We start from the raw sequence: 24,570 nt of genomic DNA on the forward strand, positions 1-24,570 counted from the left end.
AACCATATTTGGCTAATTCGATGCAACGTTTTATATAAAATTCATGTATCTTCACATCACAAAAATAAGATTTTACTTTTAGAATGAACAACATTATAATTAGAGAAATTCAACAAAAAGACAATCAAGCAATTGCGAAAATTGTTCGTGACGTTTTAATGGAATTAGATGCGCCAAAAGTAGGAACAGCTTATGCTGATCCGCAATTAGATTCTTTGTTTGAAACTTATCAAAATACAAAAACAAAATATTTTATAGTAGAAAATAATGGTATTACCATCGGTGGAGCTGGAATTGCTCCATTAGAAAACGAGGTGGAAACCATTTGCGAATTACAAAAAATGTATTTCTTACCAGAAGCTCGAGGATTAGGAATTGGTTCTCAACTAATCCAACAATGTCTCGAAGTTGCTAAAGATTTTGGGTATGAAAAATGCTACTTAGAAACTATGCCGTATATGGAAGCAGCACAGAAACTATACAAAAAAGTTGGTTTCGAATATCTTTGTGAACCTTTAGGAAATACAGGTCATACTTCTTGCCCTGTTTGGATGATAAAAATTTTATAAACTGAAAATCAGTAATTTACAATTTAGAAATGCTAATAAAAGACTATAGAACACAATTTACGCAAGAGCTAGCTTCAATTTTTGATGAAAAAGAAATCGAAAGCTTTTTTTATATTGTCCTTGACGCTTTTCATCAACTAAAACGTGTCGATTTAGTTTTGAATCCAGATTTAGAGTTAGATAGCATTCAAATTCTACAATGGGAAACTGTTTTGTCACAGCTTAAAGAACAAAAACCTATCCAATATATATTGGGTGAAACAGAATTTTTCGGATTGCCTTTTTATGTCAATGAGAATACTCTAATTCCTCGTCCAGAAACAGAAGAATTGGTCGAATGGATTATTAAAGATTTAAAAAATGAAAGATTTAAAGATTTAAAGATTCTCGATATTGGTACAGGTTCAGGTTGTATTGCCATTTCGTTAGCAAAAAACCTTCCGAACGCTTCAGTTTTTGCAATTGATATTTCAGAAAAAGCTTTGGCTACAGCCAAAAAAAATGCAGAACTGAACGATGTAAAAGTTACTTTTATTCAGAAAAATATTCTTGAGACTGAAGATTTATATCAACAATTTGATATTATAGTTTCTAATCCGCCGTATGTTAGGAATTTAGAAAAGCAGGAGATTCATAAAAACGTATTGGAATATGAGCCACATCTAGCACTTTTTGTAGAAGATAATGATGCATTAATTTTTTACAAAAAAATAGCAAAATTGGCTACAAAAAATCTTTCCGAAAACGGTCAATTGTATTTCGAAATCAATCAGTATTTGGGTAAAGAAATGATCGAATTGTTAGAAAAATATGATTTTAAAAACATAGAACTTAAAAAAGATATTTACGAAAATGATCGAATGATTCGATGCGTTTTTAAAGCCTAAAGTCAAATATCATAAAATCGCATTTTTTACTCGTAACGCAATGCTTCAATAGGATCTAGTTTTGCAGCTTTTATAGCAGGATAAGATCCCGAAACAACAGCCACAATAAAACTCACAACAAAAGCTGCGGTAATTGCTAGCCAAGGAATTACAAAATCAAATTTTATTAAAACTGAAATAATATAACCTATAAGTATTCCGAAAACAATACCAAACATTCCTCCTAGTTGACCAATTACTAGAGTTTCCATAAAAAACTGCATTGCAATTGTACTTTTCTTAGCACCAAGTGCTTTTCTAACACCAATTTCTCGAGTTCTTTCGGTTACAGAAACCAACATAATATTCATCAACGCAATCGAAGATCCAAAAATGGTAATAATTCCAATTACCCACGCCGAAAGGCTTAAATATTGTGTAATATCTAGTATTTTATTAATTAAATCATCACTTCTCGAGATAGCAAAATTAGCATCTTCAACAGGACTTAATTTTCTAACTTTACGCATTGCAATTACAGCATTATCAACAGCATTACTTAGCAGTTCCTTTTTATCGACCATTACACTTGTTGTGTAATTTATATTAGGCGCTGTAAATAAACTTCGAGCCACTTGTATGGGAATCATAACTCGTAAATCTTGGCTATTACCAAAAGTTGATCCTTTTTCTTTAAGAACACCTATCACTTTAAATTTTGCACCTCGAATAGAAATTATTTTATCTATTGGATTCAAATCTTTTAATAATTTCTTCTCGAAATCAGAACCTAATACACATACATAACTGTTGTTATCAATATCAAAAGCAGTAAAATTTCGACCTTTTACAACTTCCAGACCAGAATTTGGCATAAAATAATCATCGACACCCACAACCGAAGCTTCCGGATCCGTTTTATCTGTTTCAAACTTAACCTCAGCAGTTGTCGTTGCTGTAAATGAAACCGAAGTATGCGCAAGTGGATAATCAAAATTATCTTTAAAAGCCTTTGCCTCAGGATATGATATTATTGGATTTACTATTTCTCTCTCGCCACCGCCATTTCTTCGGGTTGAATTCTCATACTGATTTATCGAAAAAGTATTAGAACCCATCGATGCAAAATCTTTAGACAACGTGTTTTCTAAAGCAGACACCACAGTAAGAATACCTACCAGTGCGGTAATCCCAATAGCAATAATAAGTACCGTTAAAATTGTACGGAGCAACTGCGTTCTTATAGAACCCAGCGCAATTTTTACATTTTCTTTAAATAATCCTAGCATAATACTTATTTGACACGAAATTACAGATTTTGTTACAAGTTTCTATTTAAAATTTTATAAATAGGCTAAAAAACAAGATATTTGCAAAAGTTTTAGGAGCGAACAGCTTGGGAATTTTTGTAATTCATTTTCCTGCTGTCGCTTCAATCTGTCTCGTCCCAAAAGACGAAACAGGATTTTCGCTTCCATCAGGGCTAAAAAGCAATTTTTGAAACCTTCTGCAATCGAATAACCAAATAATCGAATAACCCGAATACACAACAAAATGAAACCAAGCATACCAAAAGGAACCCGTGATTTTTCGCCAGCAGAAGTAGCAAAACGCCAATATATTATTCAGAAAATGAGAACTCATTTCGAGAAATTTGGTTTCCAACCTATCGAAACACCTTCGTTCGAAAACTCTGAAACCTTAATGGGAAAATACGGAGAAGAAGGTGATCGATTAATTTTTAAAATTTTGAATTCGGGAGATTTTCTTAAAGAATATAATGTTTTCTTACTTGAAGAAATTAAAAATGCAATATTTAATCTAAAAGAAAGCATTGGTCTAAAAGGGACTTTTGGTCAACTTGATGAAAATTATATTAATTTATTTAAAAAAAATTTTGCAGATAGAGCAAAAAACAAAAATAGTAGAATCAATTCCGAAGAATTTGTAAAAGATTTATGGGACTTTATTTATACAAGTTTTCTAAATAAAGAAGATAAATTTGAAGAGTTTAAAAAAGCGAGTGAATCAAAACTTAAAGATTATGTAATGCGTATTTTTGCTGAATTTTACAACAATGACAGGAAAGATATAGGTAGAAATGTTTCCGAAAAAGCACTTCGTTACGACTTAACTGTTCCTTTTGCACGTTATGTAGTACAACATCAAAACGAAATCGAATTCCCTTTTAAACGTTACCAAATACAACCTGTTTGGCGTGCCGATCGTCCGCAAAAAGGGCGATTTAGAGAATTTTATCAGTGTGATGCCGATGTTGTGGGTTCGACCTCATTATGGCAAGAAGTAGAGTTGGTACAATTATATGATTCCGTTTTTACCGATTTAGGGTTAAATGGAGTAACCATCAAAATTAACAATAGAAAAATATTATCTGGAATTGCCGAAGTGATTGGAGCATCAGACAAATTAATAGATTTTACAGTAGCGCTAGACAAACTAGATAAAATAGGTGAAGATGGCGTAAAAAAAGAAATGATCGAAAAAGGAATTTCTGAAACTGCTATAGAAAAAGTACAACCTTTATTCAATTTCACAGGTTCTATTACTGAAAAAATAGAAAAATTATCGGTTTTGCTTTCTGAATCTATCGAAGGAATGAAAGGCGTTGAAGAACTACAATTTATTTGCGATAATGTTTCTAATTTAGGATTAAGTTCAGCTATTTTAGATTTAGACGTAACGCTTGCTCGAGGATTAAATTATTATACTGGTGCAATTTTTGAAGTGGCTCCGCCAAAGGCTGTCTCGATGGGATCTATAGGTGGCGGTGGTCGTTACGATGATTTAACTGGAATTTTTGGATTAAAAAATATGAGCGGTGTCGGAATTTCTTTCGGATTAGATAGAATTTATCTAGTTATAGAAGAATTAGGTTTGTTTCCAGAAACGGTAACGACAACTTCTAAAGCTATTTTCTTGAATTTTGGACAAGAAGAAACCAAATATTCAATGAAAGCAATTACTGAATTGAGAAAATTAGGTGCAAAAGTTGAATTGTATCCTGATAATGTCAAAATTGCTAAACAGTTTCAATATGCAGACAAACGTGGTATTCAGTTAGCAATAATTGTTGGAGATGATGAGATGAAAAACAATCAGTTTTCTGTAAAGAATTTAGTTTCTGGTGAACAACAAAAAGTTAGTTTTGAGGAATTGAAGAAGATGCTTCAATAAATTATTTTACCATTTCGACGAATGAGAAATTTTGCAATTAATTATGAGATTTTTCCTTCGTCGAAATGACAAAAACTTACTTATTTATTCAAACTATTTACTTCTCGGGTGAAAAGCCTGCATCACTTGGCTTAAATGCTTTCTATCTACATGCATATAAATTTCGGTAGTGGTTATCGATTCGTGTCCTAACATGAGTTGTATAGATCTTAAATCGGCACCATTCTCCAGCAAATGTGTAGCGAAAGAGTGTCGGAAAGTATGTGGACTTATTATTTTATTCAAGTCAATTTCAATAGCTAAGTTTTTTATAATTGTAAAAATCATCGCTCTAGTTAATTGCCTTCCTCTTCTATTTAAGAATAAAGTATCTTCGTGACCTTTTTGAATTGAAAGTAAATTTCTATCGGTATTTTTATAAATTTCGATATATTTTTGCGTGTGATCACTTATAGGCACAAATCGTTGTTTGTTTCCTTTTCCTGTTATTTTTATAAATCCTTCATCAAAAAATAAATCGGAAATCTTTAGAGATACCAATTCTGAAACACGCAAGCCACAAGCATATAATGTTTCTAGCATAGCACGATTGCGCTCGCCTTCATTAGTTGTTAGGTCGATAGCTGAAATTAGTCTGTCTATATCTTCTACATTCAGTGTATCAGGTAGTTTTCGCCCTAATCTTGGAGTTTCTATAAGCTCTAATGGATTATCAGGACGATAATCTTCAAAAATGAGATAATTGAAAAAACTTTTTAGTCCGGAAATAGTTCTAGCTTGCGAACGTGGATTAACACTTTTAGAGATTTCGTAAATAAACTGCTGAATCGTTTCTTCCTCTATTTTTATTGGAGAAACATCAATATTATTATCTGATAAATAATTACTTAATTTCTCTATATCAAGGACATAATTATCGATAGAATTTTTAGACAATCCTCTTTCTATTTTTAGATAGGATTGAAAGTTTTTAATGTAGTTTTTCCAATTCATTATGGCAAAGTAACGAAATTTTGGGCATAAAAAAATCCCGTCTTAATATAATAAGACGGGATTTTATGAATTTAATCTAAGATTAGAATTTATAAACTAAACCGAAGTTAAGATCATTTAAATTCAAACCAAAATTAACATTAGTTGTAGCATCTGCGCCAGCAACATCTGGTTTGTTAGAATTAAAGTTTAAAACTCCCCAAGCTGCTTCAATAGCAAAGTGGTTTGACAAGAAATAACTAACTCCTGGAGCAAGTGCAACACCAAAACCATTTGCTTTACTTACAGTACTAGTTGTAACGTTTCCAACTGTAACATCAGTAGTAGATTTAGTTGAATTAACATCAAAACCTAATTGACCGAAAACTGAGAATTGAGAACTTGGTGTGAAATAATATCTACCAAATGCACCAACAGAGAAATTATTATCTTTTACGATAGTATTTACTCCGTTATCATCTTTAGTAGAACCAACACCTAAAGCTAAACCCACTGCAATGTTGTTAGACACAAAATATCCAGCTTTAGGAGAGAAGTTAAACCCAGTACTTTTTACGTCACCAGTTTTCTCAGAAGTAACACCTACTGATCCAGAAATAAATAAATTCCCTTTAGAAAATCCACTTCCAGAAGTGCTTGAATCTTGTGCATTAGCAAAACTAAATGCAAATACTGCAACTGCAGTTAATAATACTTTTTTCATTTTTTTTGTTTTAAAATTTTGAGCAAAACTACATTTTTTTTTTAATTAAAAATTAAAAATTAAAAAAAAACTTACAAAAAACGATTCATAAATTGGCACGAATGGTTTTGAATAAATGTGTATAATGATAATTAGAATTTATATCCAACAGAAACTTGAAATACTGAATTTTTATCTTTATAATTTGTTCCAATTGCTGGTGATTTAGAAACATCTGACAATCCTATGTTGTAACGGAGTTGAAACATAATACCTTGTTTTAGTTCATATCCAGCTCCAACATTCATACCATAATCAATAGAATTGTAATCATCTTTTACATCAACTGTTGTGTTTTGCACTCTTTTTGCACTCATCAAGAAAGCTACATTTGGCCCTAATTCAGCACTTAAATGTTGGATAGGATAAAATTTTACCATAATAGGTAAATCTATATAAGATAAGTTTAGTTTGTCAGTTCCAAGACCAAAAGCTCCAAACCCGTAATTAAAATCTGCCCCTTTTAATGAATACAGTAATTCTGGTTGTACAGAAAATTTATCATTTATCTTAATTTCTGCTAAACCACCAACATGAAAACCTGCTTTGCTACCATAACTACCATAATAAGAGTCCCCACCATTTAGTGAAGCCATGTTTAAACCAGCTTTTACGCCAAACTTTACTTCTTGTGCATTAGCAAATGAAAATGCAAATACTGCTACTGCTGTTAATAATACTTTTTTCATTGTTTTTTTGTTTTAAAATTAGTAATTAAAAATAATCATTTATAAATATGGCAAATATACCAGTTTGAAAATAGTTATTAACAATTTTCAATTAACTTAATGTTAAATAGTTATGTTATAAAAAGAATGATAAACAGTCTGAAATATGATTTTTTTTAGCATTTTTACACAACTATATTTATCCTAAAAAAACTTTGCATAACAACTAAATCAAACTTTGTTAATTACTTATTGGGTGCTATTTTCATCTTTTAAAATTATAATTTAGTAGTACTTTATCCCAAATTAGAATTGAAATAATTACTTTTACAAAACAACAATAATAAAACAATGAAAATTATTATCATAAACGGACCTAATCTTAATCTATTAGGAAAACGGGAACCCGAAATATATGGAAATGAAGATTTCGAAAACTATTTTGAAAAACTAAAAGTTAAATCTCCTTTAATCGAATTAAGTTATTATCAAAGTAATATTGAAGGTGAGATCATAAATAAGCTACAAGAAGTTGGATTCGATTATGACGGAATAATACTTAATGCTGGTGCTTACACACATACTTCAATAGGAATTGGAGATTGCATTAAAGCAATAACAACTCCAGTAGTCGAAGTACATATTTCAAATACCTTTTCTCGTGAAACTTTTCGTCATCAATCTTATATATCTCCAAACGCAAATGGCATTATCATTGGTTTTGGATTAAAAAGTTATGAATTAGCAATACAAAGTTTTGTTAATTAATTTCTTACTTTATAAAGATGATTTTAAGTTTGTAGCTACTAACTAAAAAGCATTATGAAAAAAAATATTTTGTTTCTTCTCTTTTTCTCTTCATTTATTTCTAATGCTCAAATAAAGGGTTTAGTAACCGATGATAATAATATATCTCTTCCTTCGGTCACTGTTTTTATCGAAAATTCATATAACAATACCTCAACAAATGAAAAAGGTTTTTATGAATTAAACGTAAAAAAAGCAGGGAAATATATAGTTGTTTTTCAATATTTAGGTTTTAAAACTAAAAAAATCCCTGTTACCATTGATGCTTTTCCGTATGAATTGAATATAAAATTAGTAGAAGAAAATTTTACGCTAAATGAAGTAGTTATTAACAATCAGGAAGATCCAGCAAAGCAAATTATTCGTAATGCCATCGCTGCAAAAAAAGAAAATTCTGCCAAAACAGCAAAATACAATGCCGATTTTTATTCTCGCGGACTCATGAGAATAAAAGATGCTCCTAAGAAAATTTTAGGGCAAGATTTAGGAGATTTTGAAGGCGCATTAGATTCTACCAGAACTGGAATCTTATATTTATCGGAAACGGTTTCAAGATTAAATTTTCAGAAACCAGATAAAATGAAAGAAACTATTGTGGCTTCAAAAGTAAGCGGAAAAGACAATGGTTTTAGTTTCAACAATGCTGCTGGTGTCGATTTCGATTTTTATGAAAATTACATAACTTTTAATATCAATGTGATTTCTCCCATAAGTGACAATGCTTTTAATTATTACAAATTTAAAATAGAAGGCAGTTTTTATAACGAAGACAAGCAACAAATAAACAAAATAAAAATCATTCCACGACGTGATACTGAGCCAGTTGTAGAAGGATATATTTATATTGTAGATGATTCGTGGGCAATTTACGCAGTCGATGTAAACCTAAAAGGGTATCGAATGCAAACACCCGCATTAGACAATCTAGTTTTAAAACAAAGCTTTAGCTACAATAAAACGGACAATATTTGGACAAAAAATACACAAAGCCTTGATTTTATTGCTGGAATGCTAGGAATTAATGTTTCTGGAAAGTTTACTTATGTGTATAGCAATTTTGAATTTGAACCTAAATTTGACAAAAAAACATTTACGCACGAAGTGCTTACTTTCGAAAAAGATTCGAACAAAAAGGGAGATAGTTTCTGGAACACCATTCGGCCAATTCCCTTAACTACAGAGGAAAGTACAGATTATGTTAAGAAAGACAGTATTCAAACTTTACGAAAATCTAAAACGTATTTGGACTCGATAGATAAGAAAGAAAATAAATTTCATGTGCAACAAATTTTATCCAGTTACAATTATAAAAACTCGTACAAAAACACAAGTATTAATTATAGCGGACCACTAACTTCGTTAAGATTTAATACGGTTCAAGGTTATAACTTATCCGCAGGATTATCTTATACTAAACGAAATCCAGACGACAGAACTTATACAAATTTTGGAACAAAATTTAATTATGGTTTTGCCGAAACTAAATTAAGGATGATTGCAGATTTTTCTAAAAAATTCAACAATCATAACAATGCTTTTTTAGCTATTTCTGGCGGAAGCGAAGCAACTCAGTTTAATGAGAAAAAGCCAATTTCAGATATTGTAAACTCTATTAGCAGTTTATTTTTTAAAAATAATTACATGAAATTATTTGATAAGAATTTTGTCAAGTTAAGTTATAGCCAAGAAGTTGTAAACGGTTTTTCAGTTTATGCCAATTTCGACTATTCTGAAAGGAAACCATTGTTTAATAATACGGATTTTACAATTATAAAGAGTGATGATTTGTACACCTCAAACAATCCCTTATTGCCTTTAGATAATTTGACTCCAGCTATTGTAAAACATAATTTGGCAAAAGGAAAGATAACTGGAAAAGTGAATTTTGGTCAAGAATATTGGACTCGTCCCGACGGAAAATTTAATATTCCAAACGATAAATATCCAGTTCTTTACTTTACTTATGAAAAAGGTTTTGCTGGAAGTCAAAACAAGTATAATTTCGATTATTTAGGAGCAAAAATAACGCAAGATTTTGCTTTAGGAAACAAAGGCCATTTGGGTGTAAATGTGACTGCTGGAAAATTCTTCAACGCAGATAATATTTCCTTTGTAGATTACAAACATTTTGCAGGAAACCAAACCAGAATTGGGCAAACAAATGATTACTTAAATGTTTTTAACCTGATGCCTTATTATACAAATAGTACTAATGATGCTTTTTTTGAAATCCATTCAGAATATGATGACAAAGGTTTTATCATTAATAAAATTACTTTATTAAATAAATTAAAATCGAATTTGATTTTGGGTTATCATAATCTTTCGGTTCCTAACAGAACACCATATCATGAGTTTTCGGCAGGATTAGATAATTTAGGTTTCGGAAAATTTAAAATTTTTAGATTAGATTATGTTCGCTCCTATCAGAATGGTTTTCAGACCGATGGTGTGATTTTTGGTTTGAAATTTTTAAATGTTTTAGATTAGTAAACGGAAGTTAATATTGTAAAATGATAAAGTGGATAATGAATAATATTTTCTTTAAAAATTTGTCATTTGAATTGACAGAAATAGAATTAATAAAGAATGGTTTTTCTATTAAAAAACCATTCGGTTCAAAACAGAAACTCTTTTTTTGGAAAGACATAAAGGATATAAGTTTTTCTAAAGATTACAATGAGATTATTATTCAAAATGATACAGTAAATTTAATTAAAAGTAATAATATTGGCTGGTATGAACTAATACAAAATATACCATTATCATTTACAAATTTTGACTTTGAATATGTTAAATCTTTTTTTGAGTTGCTTGAATCCTGTCAGATTTGTGGAATTGTAGCAGTAAGTTCAAAAAAATGTATTATTTGTGGAAATATAGCTTGGAATAACGAAAACCCTCAAAATAAATTAGATTTTTTAAAAGATAAACAATTAGATTTTTTCAAAATACATTTGGATAATAAAATTAGAATTAAAAATTATGCAAAACCGGAGCACGGATTTAAGGCTGATGAAAATTGGAAGTTATATATTTAAAATCAGCTTTATGAACTTCTTAAAAAACCTTTATGTTCTTCGTGTTTAAAAAACTACCGTTTAAAAAACACATCATATCCAAAACGAATTAAAGTTCCAATAACAACCAGCAAAAAGAAAACTCGAATAAAACCATTTCCTTTTTTTATTGCTGTTTTTGCACCCAACCAACCACCAAAAGCATTGCAAAAAGCCATAGGAATTGCCATTGCCCAAATAATTTTTCCTTTCAATATAAATAAAGTAATTGAACCAATGTTAGAAGCAACATTAACCATTTTTGCATTGGCAGAAGCATGCAAAAAATCGAAACCCAGAATGGTAATAAAGGCTACAACAAGAAAACTACCTGTTCCAGGGCCAATAAATCCGTCATAAAACCCAATAAAAGAACTAATAATAATTCCTAAAAGTATCATCTTAGTTTCTGTTAATTCTTTGATCTGATGTTGTCCAAAATCTTTTTTGATAAAAGTGTAAATAGCTAATAAAATCAGAATTCCAAACAATAAAGGTTTCATAAAATCATTACTCACTAACATTAATAATTCCGATCCTAAAAAAGCAAAACCACAAGAAAAAAGAGCCATGATGATTAATAATTTCCAGTTCATGGTTACATTTTTCAAATAATGAAAAGCAGCAACACTCGTACCACTAATTCCAGGGATTTTCAGTGATCCTGTTATAGATGAGACTGGAAAATTAGGTAATAAAATTAATGCAATTGGAGTCTGAATTAATCCGCCGCCGCCAACTACTGCATCTACAAATCCAGCAAAAAATGAGGCAATACAAAGTAAAACTATAATGTAGGTTTCCATGGTTTTAAAAAATAAATCCCAAAGTGGAAGACAATGGGATTTGTTAGTATTTGATATTTCAACATTCTTTATTTAAAAAAACGAATGTTGAAATTTAAAAAATTAGACCCGAACAATGTTTGCGCCAATAGCTCTCAAACGTTCGTCGATTCTTTCGTATCCACGATCTATTTGTTCTATGTTTTGAATAGTACTTGTTCCTTTTGCAGTAAGTGCAGCAATTAACAAAGAAATTCCTGCTCTAATATCTGGAGAGGACATTGTGGTTGCTTTAAGTTGTGATTCGAAATTATGCCCCATAATTACGGCTCTGTGCGGATCACAAAGCATAATTTTCGCACCCATATCTATTAGTTTGTCCACGAAAAACAAACGACTTTCAAACATTTTTTGGTGTATTAAAACATCGCCTTTTGCTTGAGTTGCCACTACAAGAATAATACTTAATAAATCGGGAGTTAATCCTGGCCAAGGCGCATCGGCAATGGTAAGAATCGAACCATCGATATCGGTTTTTATTTCATAATTTTCATGCGTAGGAATATAAATATCATCTCCTCTTTTTTCTAAAGTAATTCCTAATTTTCTAAAAGTATTTGGAATAATACCTAAGTTTTCCCAAGAAACATTTTTGATAGTAATTTCACTTCTTGTCATTGCCGCAAGACCAATCCAAGAACCAATTTCTATCATGTCTGGTAAAATTTTGTGCTCACAACCACCAAGAGAATCCACTCCTTCTATAGTTAATAAGTTTGATCCAACACCAGAAATTTTGGCTCCCATAGAGTTTAACATTTTACACAACTGTTGTAAATATGGCTCGCAAGCAGCATTATAAATTGTTGTTGTTCCTTCAGCAAGAACTGCTGCCATTACAATATTTGCCGTTCCAGTTACCGATGCTTCATCAAGTAACATATAAGCACCTTTTAGTTTGCCTTCACATTCTACACCATAAAAATGGTCTTCTCTTTCATATCTAAATTTAGCACCAAGATTTATAAAACCTTCAAAGTGTGTATCTAATCGTCTTCTTCCTATTTTATCTCCACCTGGTTTTGGGATATAACCACAACCAAATCTTGCTAATAACGGCCCAACAATCATTATCGAACCACGAAGTGAACCGCCTTCTTTTTTGAAAGCTTCGGTTTTTAGATAATCAATATTTACTTCATCAGCTTGAAAAGTATAATCTCCAGGAGCGTTTTTCTTAATTTTCACACCTAAGTTTCCAAGTAAAACAATAAGCTTGTTTACATCAATAATATCTGGAACATTAGTTATTCTAACTTTTTCAGAGGTTAGTAATGCTGGACATAAAACTTGTAATGCTTCATTTTTTGCTCCTTGTGGTGTGATTTCTCCTTTTAGTCGGATACCACCTTCTATTTTGAAAGTTCCCATTTTTAGATTTTAGATTTGCTACGCCAGTTCGCTGACGCTCGTATCAGATTTCAGACTTTTAGACTGTAATCTTTATATTGGTTTTCTGTTATTGTTCTTATTTATCATTGGTTTGCCATTTTTAATAATTTTAGGCTTACCATTGTTATTATTTGTCTGAATTTTGTTCGACATGCGTTTGTTGGTTCGCATTAAATCATTCGAATTCAATAATTCTTCTGTACTTTGTGTTAAATTAATCTTCCCGTCAGATAGTTCTAGTAAATGTTCGAAGATTACAGCATCAGTTACAGTATCTTTGTTCCAACTCAAGTAAGATTTTTTCATGTGAGTTGCAATTACTTTACACAAAGCGTTTTTAAGCTCCCCATCTTCCCATTTGTTTGCCACATCTATCATATACTTAATATTGTTTCCGTAAAAACGATATTTAGGAAAATTTTGTGGATATTTTAAAGGATCAGGTCTCATTTTTAAAACCTCACGAGATGGAATAGGATACGGAGAATCTACCTCTAATTTAAAATCAGACATGATAAATATTTGATCCCATAATTTGTGTTGAAAATCTGGAACATCACGCAAATGCGGATTCAAATTCCCCATGACAGATATGATATATTTTGCCGCTTTATTACGTTCCGTCCTGTCCTCTATAGCTGTTGCTTGATCAACTAAAACATGTAAATAGCGACCATATTCAGGAATAATGAGTGGTTTTCTTTCAGAATTATATTCTAAATGTTGCACCACATCGCCAGCAATTTCTTTTATATATTTTGTATTCATAATTTATAGGGAAACAATACCTTCAATAGTACTTACTTCTTGGTATTTATCTATTATTTCTTGAGCATCTTTCATAGTAACATCCACAGATATACTGGTGAATTTACCCGTTTTAGATTTTGTTGTTTTTATAACTGCACCCAAACAATTAAATGCATTTTCTACACGATCTACATTATCATTAACACTAGGAACAATAAATTTAAACAAATATTCCGCGGGCCAAGTATTACTATTATCTAATTCTACTTTCAATCGTTCGTAGAATTCCTCAACTTTCTTATCCATTCTTCAACTTAAAAATAAAAGCAAATATACAATTTTTAGCATTAAGAATTAAGAAATTTCAGGAGCGAATTGCTTGGTGTTTTTTGTAAATCATTTTCCTGCTACTGGAAGTCACTTTCGTCTCGTCCCAAAAGACGAAACGAAGAGTTCCAACAATTCCAGCATCAGGGCTAACTAGTATTTTATATTCAATTTTTGGAATTATAATAATCTATTTTCTTTAAAACTCGATTGAAATATAAGTAACCTAACAATTCACTTCAAAAAAAACTTTTCAAATCCCAATAACTTTGAGTACTTTTGCGCCTTATTTCTAAAAAAGTGCAAAAAGAAATTGTTGTTATCATAGGAGGGCCAGGAACTGGCAAAACCACAATCATAGACGGCTTATTGTCTAAAGGTTATTGCTGTTATCCAGAGATTTCACGTGAAGTTATCCTAGAAGCAAAAAAAGAAGGAATCGAACAATTGTTTCTAGAAAACCCCTTACTTTTTAGCGAATTGCTGTTGGAAGGTAGAAAAAAACAATTTCTAAACGCTCAAAACGAACCTCATGAAGTTGTTTTTCTTGACCGAGGAATTCCAGATGTTTTAGCATATATGCATTATATAGGAGATAGTTATCCCGCTTTTTTCGATGCTGCTTGCCGCAATAATATTTATACTAAAATATTTATTTTACCGCCTTGGGAAGATATATATGTTGCTGATAACGAACGTTATGAAAATTACGAACAGGCAAAACTCATCTACAATCACCTTGTAGAAACTTACCAGAAATACGGTTACAATCTTATTGAAGTACCAAAAGATAGCGTAGATAATAGAATTCTTTTTATATTAGATCAAATTTAGTTTAGATTTTATCAAACCCGACCCAAGCCTGAAAGAGCGAATTGGCGAAGCCAATCTAAACTTTGAAATCTGAAATTAAATGCAAAGAGCATTACAAATTCTTCAAAAATATTGGCATTACGATTCTTTTCGTCCAGTTCAGGATAATATTATCCAATCGGTTCTTGAAGGAAATGATACTTTTGGACTCATGCCAACTGGTGGCGGAAAATCTTTATGTTTTCAAGTGCCAACTATGGTAAATGAGGGTTTGTGTTTGGTGATTTCTCCTTTGGTCGCCTTAATGAAAGATCAGGTAAATCAGTTACAATCTCGCGATATAAAAGCCATTGCATTAACAGGCGCAATAAAGCCTTACGAATTAATAAATTTATTAGATAATTGTCAGTTTGGTAATTACAAATTCTTGTATTTATCGCCCGAAAGATTAGAACAAGATTGGGTTCTTGACAGAATAAAAGCCTTGCCTATTTCCCTTATTGCCATTGATGAAGCACATTGTGTATCGCAATGGGGACATGACTTTAGACCTTCCTATTTAAAAATTAAAAACCTAAAATCCCATTTTAGTAAAATTCCTTTTATAGCACTTACGGCATCAGCAACGCCAAAAGTTAAGGACGATATTATTGCCTTATTGGGATTAGAAAATCCAAAAATTTTTCAGCAATCATTCGCTCGACATAATTTAGGCTATTTTATTATTCCTGCAGAAGACAAGATATACAAACTGAATCAAATTCTACAAAAAAATCCAGAATCGGCTATTATATACGTAAGAAATAGAAAAAACTGTCACGAGTATGCTTCTCATTTAGAAGTTTTAGGTCACAAAACTACTTTTTATCATGCTGGTTTATCGGTAAAAGAGAAAGAAAATAATATGAATTCGTGGATGCGTGACGAGAAAACTGTTATGATTTCCACGAGTGCTTTCGGAATGGGAATAGACAAACCCAATGTAAAAACAGTTATACATATTAATTTACCCGAAAATCTAGAAAGTTATTACCAAGAAGCAGGAAGAGCTGGACGAAATGGAGAAAAAGCCTTCGCCATTTTAATTAGTTCGCCTTCAGATATTATTATGGCAGAAAATCAGTTTATCGCTGTTTTGCCTAATACTCTTTTCCTAAAGGATATTTTTTTTAAACTCTGTAATTATTTCCGAATCGCTTATGGGGAAGGAATTAATGAGGAATTTTCGTTCAATTTAAATCAGTTTTGCAATCACTATAAATTACCAATATTAAAAACCTATAATGCCCTCCAGTTTTTAGACAGACAAAGTATCATTTCGCTTTCACAAGAATTTTCAGAGAAAGCACAAGTTCAATTTTTAATCGAATCTAAAGAAGTAATCCGTTATATTAGTTTAAATCCTGACGACGAGCCTATTGTATCAACTATTTTAAGGACTTATCCTGGGATTTTCGATTTACAAACCAATATAAACACAGTATTTATTGCAAAAAAATCGAATGTAACTGAAGTTAAAGTTTTAAATTTGCTAGAGAAGTTACAAAAAATGGAAATTGCTGCTTATTTTTCACAAAAAAACGAATCGAAAATAACATTTTTAGAAGTTCGTGAAGATGACAGAACTATAAATCGAGTTTCGAAACATTTAGAAAATCAAAATTTAGTAAAAAAAAATCAATTAAAATCGGTGGTAAACTATGTTTCAAATCAAGATACCTGCAAGAGTAAATTACTTTTACAATATTTTGGAGAAACAGTCACTAATGATTGTGGCATTTGTTCCTATTGTTCTAATAAAAAAGAAAGAATATATAATTCTGAAGAGATTAGAAACAAAATTATTCAATTATTGACCGAAAAATCAATGGATTCAAGAACTTTAATTGAAATATTACATATAGAAGAATCTGAAATATTAAAAACATTGAAGCAATTAATAGAACATAATATAATTAGCATCAGTACAAAAAATCAATACATTATAAAATGAAACGCCCATGATAATTATTGAAACGAAAGAATATGGTAGGCGTTCCATCTTCCAATAAAAAACAAATAGAATAAACACAGATGAAAGCATTACGAATCGTTTTTATGGGAACACCCGAATTTGCAGTAGGAATTCTAGATGCCATTGTAAAACAAAATCAACACGAAATAGTAGGAGTAATTACTGCTACGGATAAGCCAGCAGGAAGAGGTCAGAAAATAAAATATTCGGCAGTCAAAGAATATGCTTTAGAAAACAACTTGACTTTATTACAGCCAACAAATTTAAAAGATGAAGCCTTTTTAGCCGAATTAAAGTCATTAAATGCAAATTTACATATAGTTGTTGCTTTTAGAATGTTGCCAAAAGTAGTTTGGGCAATGCCTGAACTGGGAACATTTAATTTACACGCTTCACTTTTGCCAAATTATCGTGGCGCAGCACCTATAAATTGGGCAATTATAAATGGAGAAACAAAAACTGGTGTGACTACTTTTTTTATTGATGATAAAATTGATACTGGAGCCATGATTCTAAGTAAGGAATTAGCGATTTCTGAATCAGAAAATGCCGGTGAACTACATGATAGATTAATGGTTTTAGGATGTGAGGCAGTTTTACAAACTTTAGATAAAATTGCAGAAGAAAAAGTAGCAACAACAATTCAGCAGGATTCAGCAGATATTAAAACGGCTTATAAATTAGATAGAGAAAATTGTAAAATAGATTTCACAAAAAATGTAACCGAGATATATAATCTAATTCGTGGTTTGAGTCCGTATCCTTCGGCTTGGTGCAATTTTAAAGATGGAGAACAAGAATTTAGTATCAAAATATACGATACAAAACAAGAAGCAGTTTTACATGATTATACAATAGGAAATATCATTACGACCAAAAAAGAAATGAAAATCGCAGTTCTTGGGGGTTTTATTCAAGTTTTATCACTCCAATTCCCTGGGAAAAAGAAAATGGCGACTCACGAATTGCTAAACGGAGTCACTTTTTCGGAGTCAGCAAGAGTCTTTTAAACTTATAAATAGCTTTTTTTTAATCAAAAACACCTATTTGTCAACAAATAAACAAAGTTATTAACAAAATAAGTAAAAAATTGACTTGACTGTTGTGAGAATAGGAAATCCTTTTAAATTTGTATGTATAAGTTATAAATTATTAACCAATCAATTAATACAATTATTATGAACAAATCAGATTTAATCGATGCAATGTCAGCTTCTGCTGGAATTACAAAAGCTGCTGCTAAATTAGCTTTAGAATCATTTTTAGGTAATGTTGAAGGAACTTTGAAAAAAGGTGGAAGAGTTTCTCTAGTTGGATTTGGATCTTGGTCTGTGTCTAACAGAGCTGCAAGAGACGGAAGAAACCCACAAACAGGGAAAACTATTAAAATTGCTGCTAAAAATGTAGTGAAATTTAAAGCAGGTGCTGAATTAGAAGGATCAGTAAATAAAAAATAGTTTATCATAAAATGATTAGAGCCACGCAATGCGTGGCTTTTTTTTTGTTTTTTTAACAATTATATTTGGATTATAACTAAAAAAATTGTTAAATTTAAATCAAAATCCAATATTATGATAGCTGTAAAACCAAAAAAAGGACATCTGTTAGTAGCAGAACCTTCTATAACTGGAGATTTATCTTTCAATAGATCAGTAGTTTTGCTTGCAGATCATAATTCTGAAGGCTCAGTTGGATTTATTTTAAACAAACCTTTAGGATACACAATTAGAGATTTAATTCCTGAAATATCTGCTAGTTTCAAGATATATAATGGAGGCCCGATAGAACAAGACAATTTATATTTTATACACAACATTCCGCAACTAATACCTAACAGTATCGAAATTGCAGAAGGTATATATTGGGGTGGCTGTTTTGATTCTACTCGAGATTTAATAAATCAAGGCAAAATAACTAGAAATAATATTCGTTTTTTTCTAGGTTATTCTGGATGGGATGCAGAGCAACTACAAAATGAATTAGAGTCTAATTCTTGGATAATCTCCGAAAATGACCTTCATAACAAAATTATAGGAAAATCATCTACCGATTTGTGGCGTGAGAAAATAATGGAACAAGGCGGAGACTATCTAATATGGTCCAACGCGCCCGAAAATCCAATGTTTAACTAACCCCTAATCTAATTTTTGTATTTAATTTTGTAAGTAGTTGATTTGCAATATTTGATTGAAATTCTTTTTTTCGATATTTTGTAATTGGCTGAATTCCCACAATCACATTTGTAATAAACAATTCATCTGCTTTTTGTAAATCGAAAGGAGAAATTACAGCTTCTATTACTTCTATATTTTCAAGTGTTTTTGCTAAACCTAAAATTTGTTTTCGCATAATTCCGTTTAAACAACCTTCAGAAATGGGAGGAGTAGACAAAACACCATCTTTTAGCATAAAAATATTTCCGTTTAAGGCTTCAATAACATTTTTATCTTCATTAATTAAAATACAACTGTCTAATCCATTTTCATCTGCGTAAATACTTCCTGTAATATTTATTAATTTATTGGTAGTTTTTAAGGTAGAAATGAGTTGTTTCGATATATAAAAATCTTTATATAAATCAATTTCAAAATTAGCTTTCTGAATTTCATAAAGCGATTTTTCTATTTTTGAAACTGAAATTTCATAATTTACATTGTTATTTTCAGGTAAATAATAACCTCCATCCTTTCTATAAACAGTAATTCTAGCTCTAGCTGATGCTTCGATATTCTCTAATTTTGCTTTTGACAGCAGTTCATTTTCAAAAAACTCCATTGTAAAATTCATAGGAATTTCCATTCTTAGAATCCTCATAGAAGACATTAAACGGAAATAATGATCTTCTAGAAATAGAATTTTATTATCTAAAATTTTGACAGTTTCGAAAACTGCATCACCATATAAAAAAGCACGATTATTTTGCATAAAAAAAGCCCTGAAAAATTCAAGGCAAATATAAGTTTAATATTTTTTAGAAACTATACTGATCCTATAACATGTTTCAGATCTGAAATTTGATTTTCCCACAACAATTTAGACTCCTCAATATCATCAGCTTCAGCGTAATCTACAATCATTAAAGAAACATCTTTAGTGATTTCATCAACAAGTATTCTTAATTCAAAATAATATTCGGTATCTTTATTATCGTCATCCATCCATTTGAACTTGATTTTCTCCCCAGTTTTTTTAGAATATAATCTTGCTTTTTCTTCGGAATCATCCCAAATAAAAGTATAAAATTCGCCACGTGAGTTTACATTATCTGCAAACCATTCTTGCAATCCTGAAGGAGTTGAAATATATTGATATAATAACTGCGGAGACGAGTTTATAGGAAATTCTAGTTCGTATCGTATTTTGCTTTCCATTGTTTGTAATTTGGGCGTAATATATATAATTATGGTTTGAAAAAAAAATTATTTTAATAATAATATTTTTCTTTAAAAATATTTGCACCCTTTAAATTTAGTGTTATATTTGCACCCGCATTGAGAGATGCAAATTACATTATTGGCGAGATAGCTCAGTCGGTTAGAGCGCAGGATTCATAACCCTGAGGTCACGGGTTCAACTCCCGTTTTCGCTACAAGATTATTCTTTTTAAAATCACGGTTTAGGTACTCTAAACCGTTTTTTTATGTCCAACATTTTGTTACTTTTACAAACAGTACACAATTTGACTATTAAGAAGAGTTTTTCCGAACCTAAAATCTATACCAAAGTTTTTTTGGATATAAACTATTACTTCCCTGTAAACTATCATAGAAATAATAAACTCCTTAGGGAAAGAAAAATATTATTGAAAATGATATTACAAAAAATAGGCTTAACACATTCTGTGTTTTTTATGATATATAAATTTCTAATAAAATAGCCTTTCCTATTAATTCATAAGATGTTATTTGAGCAGGCAATAATAATGTATCACCCATCTTATAAGTGAAAATCTCTTTTTTATAATATAATTTAAAGTCTCCTTTTGTACACATATAAACTCTAAAAGAATCATTATTTTTTTTAATGTTCATTTTACCATTTAGAGGAATAATGTTAGTTGTAAAATACTCACAACTAACAACTTCATTAGAACAGTTTTCTGTTTTTTTATATTCTTGTTTAGTCTTGACTACATTATAATTAATTGCATCTAAAGCTAAGTCTAAATGTAATTCTCGAGTATTTCCGTTTTTATCAATTCGGTCGAAATCAAAAACCCTATAAGTTATGTCAGAAGTTTGTTGAATTTCAGCAATTACTGTTCCAGCTCCAATGGCATGAACAGTTCCTGTATTAAGAAAAAAAACATCGCCCTCTTTTACACTCTTGGTATCAAGAAGGTTTAAAAGTGTTTTACTTTCAAGTGATTCTAAAAACTCTTCTGGTAATGATTTTTTTTTTAACCCAACGATTAGTTTTGCACTTGGATCAGCTTGTATAACATACCACATTTCTGTTTTACCAAATGAATTATGCCTTTCCTTTGCTAAAACATCATTGGGATGAACTTGAATAGATAAATTTTCTTTGGCATCAAGATACTTAAAAAGCAAAGGGAATTGTTTTCCAAAAACCTCATACACTTTAATACCAAGAATTTCTATGGGAAAGGTATTAATTAATTCCTGAAGTGATTTCCCTTTTAAATACCCATTAGATATTATACTTATATCATCACCAACTGTTGTTATTTCCCAACTTTCACCTATTATTTCAGAAGATATAGGTTTATTCAATAATGTCTCTAATTTTGTTCCTCCCCAAATACGTTCTTTTAGAATTGGATTAAACTGAAGCGGGTATAATTTCATCTTTATAATTTTTACAAAAATCATAAAAATGACAAATACTATTTTGTCATTTACTAAGCCAAATTAAATAAAGTATCGTTTTAATTTTATATAAATCCCCCACCACTTTATACAATAGACATCAGGATGAGTTTAAACTAAAAACATTATCCTCTAATATATTTTTATCTTTTAATGATATATTTTGATTATAAATTGACATTTTAGTATCTTTTACAAACTTATAAAAAATCTATTTTTACACTCAAAATTTCAAATATATGTTTTTACAAAAACAATATCTTTTCATTCTTTTGTCATTTTCTATTGTTTCTGCTCAAAAATTAGATCAAGAAATTCAAGTCTATAAATATTCTGGTCGAATGGAATATCTTGAGCATAATAAAACAATTCTTATCGGTTCAGCTTCCTCTATTTCATTCAATTTTACAGGAAATAAGTGTGATATTTCTTTAAAAAGTATCGACTCTTATGAACATCATAACTATGTTTCTTTAGAATTAGATGGGAAATATATAGGAAGAATGAAAGTCGAAAAAGGAGAAACTAAATCTTATCCAATTATTATTTCTGAAACTAAAAACACACACAATCTTACGATTTACAAAGCTACAGAAGCTTCCAATGGAGGTGTACTGTTTGATGGTACAACAGCAAACTTATCTGAAATTAAATCCATAAAGAAAAAGAAAATAGAATTTATAGGAAATTCTATCACTTGTGGAATGGGAAATGATACGAAAGAAATCCCGTGCGGAACTGGCGAATGGTACGACCAACACAATGCTTATTGGGCTTATGGACCTATTCTATCAAGGGCTTTAAACGCAGATTACTTATTAAGTTCTGTTTCAGGAATAGGTATGTATCGAAACTGGAATGACGAACATATTAATGAAGCAATAATGCCTGATGTTTATGAAAATTTATATCTAAACAAAGACACTTCGAAACCTTATGATTTTAAATTTAACCCAGATATTGTGAGTATTTGTTTAGGTACTAATGATTTATCTAATGGAGATGGAATCAAACCAAGATTACCTTTCAATAAAGAAAAATATGTTTCAAATTATATTTATTTTATAAAAACAGTTTACAAACATTCTCCAAATGCACAGATTGTTCTGCTAAACAGCCCGATGGTATCTGACGAACGCAATTTTACTTTTGTTAACTGCTTGAAAGAAGTAATTGCTTCATTTAGAAAAGATAAAAAACATAAAAAAATAAAATTATTTGAATATCCCCCAATGCAACCTAAAGGATGTGGGTATCATCCTGATATTGAAGACCACAAAATTATGGCACAACAATTAGAATCTTTTTTTAAAAAAATATTAGATGAAAAGTAAACTATTTCTCTTATTAATTATTGTTTCAAATTCAATAATGGCAAACATTACACTACCAAATGTTTTTTCAGACAATATGGTTTTACAACGAAATTCCGAAATCCAAATTTGGGGATGGGCCAATCCGAAAGAAGAAGTAAAAATAACTACAAGTTGGAACCATCAAGAATATAAAATTATTGCAGATAATAATGCAAATTGGAGGATTATAATTCCAACTCCAAAAGAAGGTGGACCATATTCAATAATATTTAAAGGTTACAATGAAATTAATTTAAAAAACATATTAATTGGTGAAGTTTGGCTATGTTCGGGTCAATCAAATATGGAAATGAATGCAAATTGGGGAATTCAAAACGGAGAAGAAGAAGCCAAAAAAGCAACAAATGCAAACATTCGTTTTTTCTCTGTTGAAAAATCTTCCTCATCACATCCTCAAAATAATGTATCTGGAAAATGGTCAGTTTGTTCTCCTGAAACCATGAAAAACAATAGCGCAGTCGCCTACTTTTTTGCAAATAGAATTACTGAAGATTTAAAAAATGTCCCTATTGGAATGATAATTTCAGCATGGGGTGCAACTTCAGCCGAAGTTTGGATACCTGAAGATATTATTCAAAACAATCTAGAATTATTGGAAGCATCTAAAAAAATAAATCCAAATGAATACTGTCCAGTGGGCCCAGGTTTGACTTTTAACACCATGATTCATCCATTAATTGGCTATAAAATTGCTGGAACGCTTTGGTACCAAGGCGAATCTAATGTTGGCTCACCTATTTACGACAAAACATTTACTGCTTTAATAAACTCTTGGCGTGCATTATGGAAAGAAGATTTTCCTTTCTATTTTGTTCAAATTGCACCTTATCAAAATGGAGAAGATCATTACAGTAACGTCAAAATTAGAGATTTACAAAGAAGAGTGTTACAACTTCCTAACACTGAAATGGTAGTTACTAGCGATATTTCCCCAACAGATAACATTCACCCCAAAGATAAGAAATCTGTTGGACTTCGCTTAGCAAATTTAGCTTTGGTAAACATTTACAAAACCAATTCTAATCTTGCCAATGGACCTTTTTTTAAAAATTTAAAAATCGAAAAAAATAAAATCTTAGTCTATTTTTATTATGCTGAAGGGCTTTATTTTAAAGATAAAAAAGTCAATCAATTTGAAATAGCTGGTTCAGATAATGTCTTTTATCAAGCCAAAGCAGAAATTAAAAACAATGTGGTTATTTTAAATTCAGATAAGGTTAAAAATCCTATAAAAGTTCGTTTTGCATGGGCAAACACTACACAATCTCAACTTTTTAATAAAGTCAATTTACCAGCATCATCATTTATTTCAGAATAAAACT

At 30.5% G+C, this 24,570-nt stretch carries 24 protein-coding genes and 1 tRNA gene; 14 read left to right on the forward strand and 11 right to left on the reverse strand.

Features of this window, described 5'->3' with window-relative positions; all coding sequences use genetic code 11:
• The first annotated feature begins 83 nt into the window (after nt 1-83).
• Both ACKVOV_RS07560 and prmC read left to right on the forward strand, forming a co-directional pair.
• Nucleotides 84-569 (forward strand): GNAT family N-acetyltransferase, encoded by a 486-nt coding sequence (locus tag ACKVOV_RS07560; RefSeq protein ID WP_409206156.1) that lies wholly within the window; start codon nt 84-86, stop codon nt 567-569.
• A gap of 29 nt (nt 570-598) precedes the next feature.
• Entirely contained in the window at nt 599-1,456 is an 858-nt protein-coding gene (gene prmC / locus ACKVOV_RS07565) for a peptide chain release factor N(5)-glutamine methyltransferase (protein WP_409206157.1), read from the forward strand.
• Between the two features lie 26 nt (nt 1,457-1,482).
• Here the strand turns inward: prmC and ACKVOV_RS07570 are convergent, their stop codons facing one another.
• On the reverse strand, nt 1,483-2,724 hold the full coding sequence (locus ACKVOV_RS07570; protein WP_409206158.1) for an ABC transporter permease: 1,242 nt from the start codon (nt 2,722-2,724) through the stop codon (nt 1,483-1,485).
• Between the two features lie 265 nt (nt 2,725-2,989).
• Between ACKVOV_RS07570 and hisS the strand changes: the two genes are divergently transcribed.
• The gene (gene hisS / locus ACKVOV_RS07575; RefSeq protein ID WP_409206159.1) at nt 2,990-4,630 is read left to right on the forward strand and encodes a histidine--tRNA ligase; all 1,641 of its coding nucleotides are present in this window, start codon (nt 2,990-2,992) and stop codon (nt 4,628-4,630) included.
• A 93-nt stretch (nt 4,631-4,723) separates the two neighbouring features.
• Here the strand turns inward: hisS and xerD are convergent, their stop codons facing one another.
• The 3 genes from xerD to ACKVOV_RS07590 form a co-directional block, all read right to left on the reverse strand.
• Nucleotides 4,724-5,623: a site-specific tyrosine recombinase XerD gene (gene xerD, locus ACKVOV_RS07580; RefSeq protein WP_409206160.1), complete on the reverse strand. Its 900-nt coding sequence runs from the start codon at nt 5,621-5,623 to the stop codon at nt 4,724-4,726.
• Nucleotides 5,624-5,705: 82 nt separating this feature from the next.
• Complete coding sequence (locus ACKVOV_RS07585; protein ID WP_409206161.1) at nt 5,706-6,326, reverse strand: outer membrane beta-barrel protein; 621 nt, start codon at nt 6,324-6,326, stop codon at nt 5,706-5,708.
• Nucleotides 6,327-6,457: 131 nt separating this feature from the next.
• Nucleotides 6,458-7,054 (reverse strand): porin family protein, encoded by a 597-nt coding sequence (locus tag ACKVOV_RS07590; protein ID WP_409206162.1) that lies wholly within the window; start codon nt 7,052-7,054, stop codon nt 6,458-6,460.
• Between the two features lie 330 nt (nt 7,055-7,384).
• Between ACKVOV_RS07590 and ACKVOV_RS07595 the strand changes: the two genes are divergently transcribed.
• From ACKVOV_RS07595 to ACKVOV_RS07605, 3 genes are read left to right on the forward strand one after another with little or no spacing between them, the layout of a single operon-like run.
• A complete protein-coding gene (locus ACKVOV_RS07595) occupies nt 7,385-7,801 on the forward strand; it encodes a type II 3-dehydroquinate dehydratase (protein ID WP_409206163.1) in 417 nt (138 codons plus the stop codon).
• A 54-nt stretch (nt 7,802-7,855) separates the two neighbouring features.
• Complete coding sequence (locus tag ACKVOV_RS07600) at nt 7,856-10,330, forward strand: DUF5686 and carboxypeptidase regulatory-like domain-containing protein (protein WP_409206164.1); 2,475 nt, start codon at nt 7,856-7,858, stop codon at nt 10,328-10,330.
• Nucleotides 10,331-10,353: 23 nt separating this feature from the next.
• Nucleotides 10,354-10,881: a hypothetical protein gene (locus ACKVOV_RS07605; protein ID WP_409206165.1), complete on the forward strand. Its 528-nt coding sequence runs from the start codon at nt 10,354-10,356 to the stop codon at nt 10,879-10,881.
• Nucleotides 10,882-10,934: 53 nt separating this feature from the next.
• Here ACKVOV_RS07605 and ACKVOV_RS07610 read toward each other — a convergent pair whose 3' ends face one another.
• The 4 genes from ACKVOV_RS07610 to ACKVOV_RS07625 all read right to left on the reverse strand — a co-directional run bounded on the left by ACKVOV_RS07610 (nt 10,935) and on the right by ACKVOV_RS07625 (nt 14,192).
• Nucleotides 10,935-11,705 (reverse strand): sulfite exporter TauE/SafE family protein, encoded by a 771-nt coding sequence (locus ACKVOV_RS07610; protein ID WP_409206166.1) that lies wholly within the window; start codon nt 11,703-11,705, stop codon nt 10,935-10,937.
• A gap of 102 nt (nt 11,706-11,807) precedes the next feature.
• Nucleotides 11,808-13,115 (reverse strand): UDP-N-acetylglucosamine 1-carboxyvinyltransferase, encoded by a 1,308-nt coding sequence (gene murA / locus ACKVOV_RS07615; protein ID WP_409206167.1) that lies wholly within the window; start codon nt 13,113-13,115, stop codon nt 11,808-11,810.
• 72 nt (nt 13,116-13,187) lie between these two features.
• Complete coding sequence (locus tag ACKVOV_RS07620; protein ID WP_409206168.1) at nt 13,188-13,904, reverse strand: DUF4290 domain-containing protein; 717 nt, start codon at nt 13,902-13,904, stop codon at nt 13,188-13,190.
• Nucleotides 13,905-13,907: 3 nt separating this feature from the next.
• A complete protein-coding gene (locus ACKVOV_RS07625; RefSeq protein WP_409206169.1) occupies nt 13,908-14,192 on the reverse strand; it encodes a DUF493 family protein in 285 nt (94 codons plus the stop codon).
• A gap of 321 nt (nt 14,193-14,513) precedes the next feature.
• Here ACKVOV_RS07625 and ACKVOV_RS07630 point away from each other — a divergent pair, with 321 nt between their 5' ends.
• From ACKVOV_RS07630 to ACKVOV_RS07650, 5 genes are all read left to right on the forward strand, one after another.
• On the forward strand, nt 14,514-15,047 hold the full coding sequence (locus ACKVOV_RS07630) for an AAA family ATPase (RefSeq protein WP_409206170.1): 534 nt from the start codon (nt 14,514-14,516) through the stop codon (nt 15,045-15,047).
• A gap of 79 nt (nt 15,048-15,126) precedes the next feature.
• On the forward strand, nt 15,127-17,019 hold the full coding sequence (locus tag ACKVOV_RS07635; protein ID WP_409206171.1) for a RecQ family ATP-dependent DNA helicase: 1,893 nt from the start codon (nt 15,127-15,129) through the stop codon (nt 17,017-17,019).
• 80 nt (nt 17,020-17,099) lie between these two features.
• Entirely contained in the window at nt 17,100-18,050 is a 951-nt protein-coding gene (gene fmt / locus ACKVOV_RS07640) for a methionyl-tRNA formyltransferase (RefSeq protein ID WP_409206172.1), read from the forward strand.
• A gap of 168 nt (nt 18,051-18,218) precedes the next feature.
• On the forward strand, nt 18,219-18,497 hold the full coding sequence (locus tag ACKVOV_RS07645) for an HU family DNA-binding protein (protein ID WP_409206173.1): 279 nt from the start codon (nt 18,219-18,221) through the stop codon (nt 18,495-18,497).
• A gap of 114 nt (nt 18,498-18,611) precedes the next feature.
• Entirely contained in the window at nt 18,612-19,172 is a 561-nt protein-coding gene (locus ACKVOV_RS07650) for a YqgE/AlgH family protein (RefSeq protein ID WP_409206174.1), read from the forward strand.
• On the opposite strand, the gene ACKVOV_RS07655 is transcribed toward ACKVOV_RS07650, so the two are convergent.
• Nucleotides 19,165-19,965 carry an aminotransferase class IV gene (locus tag ACKVOV_RS07655; RefSeq protein ID WP_409206175.1) on the reverse strand — a complete coding sequence of 267 codons (801 nt, stop codon included), beginning with the start codon at nt 19,963-19,965 and terminating at the stop codon, nt 19,165-19,167. The two genes, ACKVOV_RS07650 and ACKVOV_RS07655, sit on opposite strands and share 8 nt — an antisense overlap.
• Nucleotides 19,966-20,018: 53 nt before the next feature.
• Complete coding sequence (locus tag ACKVOV_RS07660) at nt 20,019-20,411, reverse strand: START-like domain-containing protein (protein ID WP_409206176.1); 393 nt, start codon at nt 20,409-20,411, stop codon at nt 20,019-20,021.
• Between the two features lie 144 nt (nt 20,412-20,555).
• On the opposite strand from ACKVOV_RS07660, the gene ACKVOV_RS07665 reads away from it, so the two are divergent.
• Nucleotides 20,556-20,629 (forward strand) — tRNA-Met (locus ACKVOV_RS07665).
• 259 nt (nt 20,630-20,888) lie between these two features.
• Here the strand turns inward: ACKVOV_RS07665 and ACKVOV_RS07670 are convergent.
• Nucleotides 20,889-21,857: a type I phosphomannose isomerase catalytic subunit gene (locus ACKVOV_RS07670; protein ID WP_409206192.1), complete on the reverse strand. Its 969-nt coding sequence runs from the start codon at nt 21,855-21,857 to the stop codon at nt 20,889-20,891.
• Between the two features lie 254 nt (nt 21,858-22,111).
• Between ACKVOV_RS07670 and ACKVOV_RS07675 the strand changes: the two genes are divergently transcribed.
• Together ACKVOV_RS07675 and ACKVOV_RS07680 are read left to right on the forward strand one after the other, a co-directional pair.
• The gene (locus tag ACKVOV_RS07675) at nt 22,112-23,206 is read left to right on the forward strand and encodes a GDSL-type esterase/lipase family protein (protein WP_409206177.1); all 1,095 of its coding nucleotides are present in this window, start codon (nt 22,112-22,114) and stop codon (nt 23,204-23,206) included.
• Nucleotides 23,196-24,566, forward strand: a complete 1,371-nt coding sequence (locus ACKVOV_RS07680; RefSeq protein WP_409206178.1) for a sialate O-acetylesterase — start codon at nt 23,196-23,198, stop codon at nt 24,564-24,566. Before ACKVOV_RS07675 ends, ACKVOV_RS07680 begins: the two co-directional genes overlap by 11 nt.
• Nucleotides 24,567-24,570 lie beyond the last annotated feature (4 nt).

It is taken from the genome of Flavobacterium sp. (assembly GCF_046153165.1).
Lineage (GTDB): Bacteria > Bacteroidota > Bacteroidia > Flavobacteriales > Flavobacteriaceae > Flavobacterium.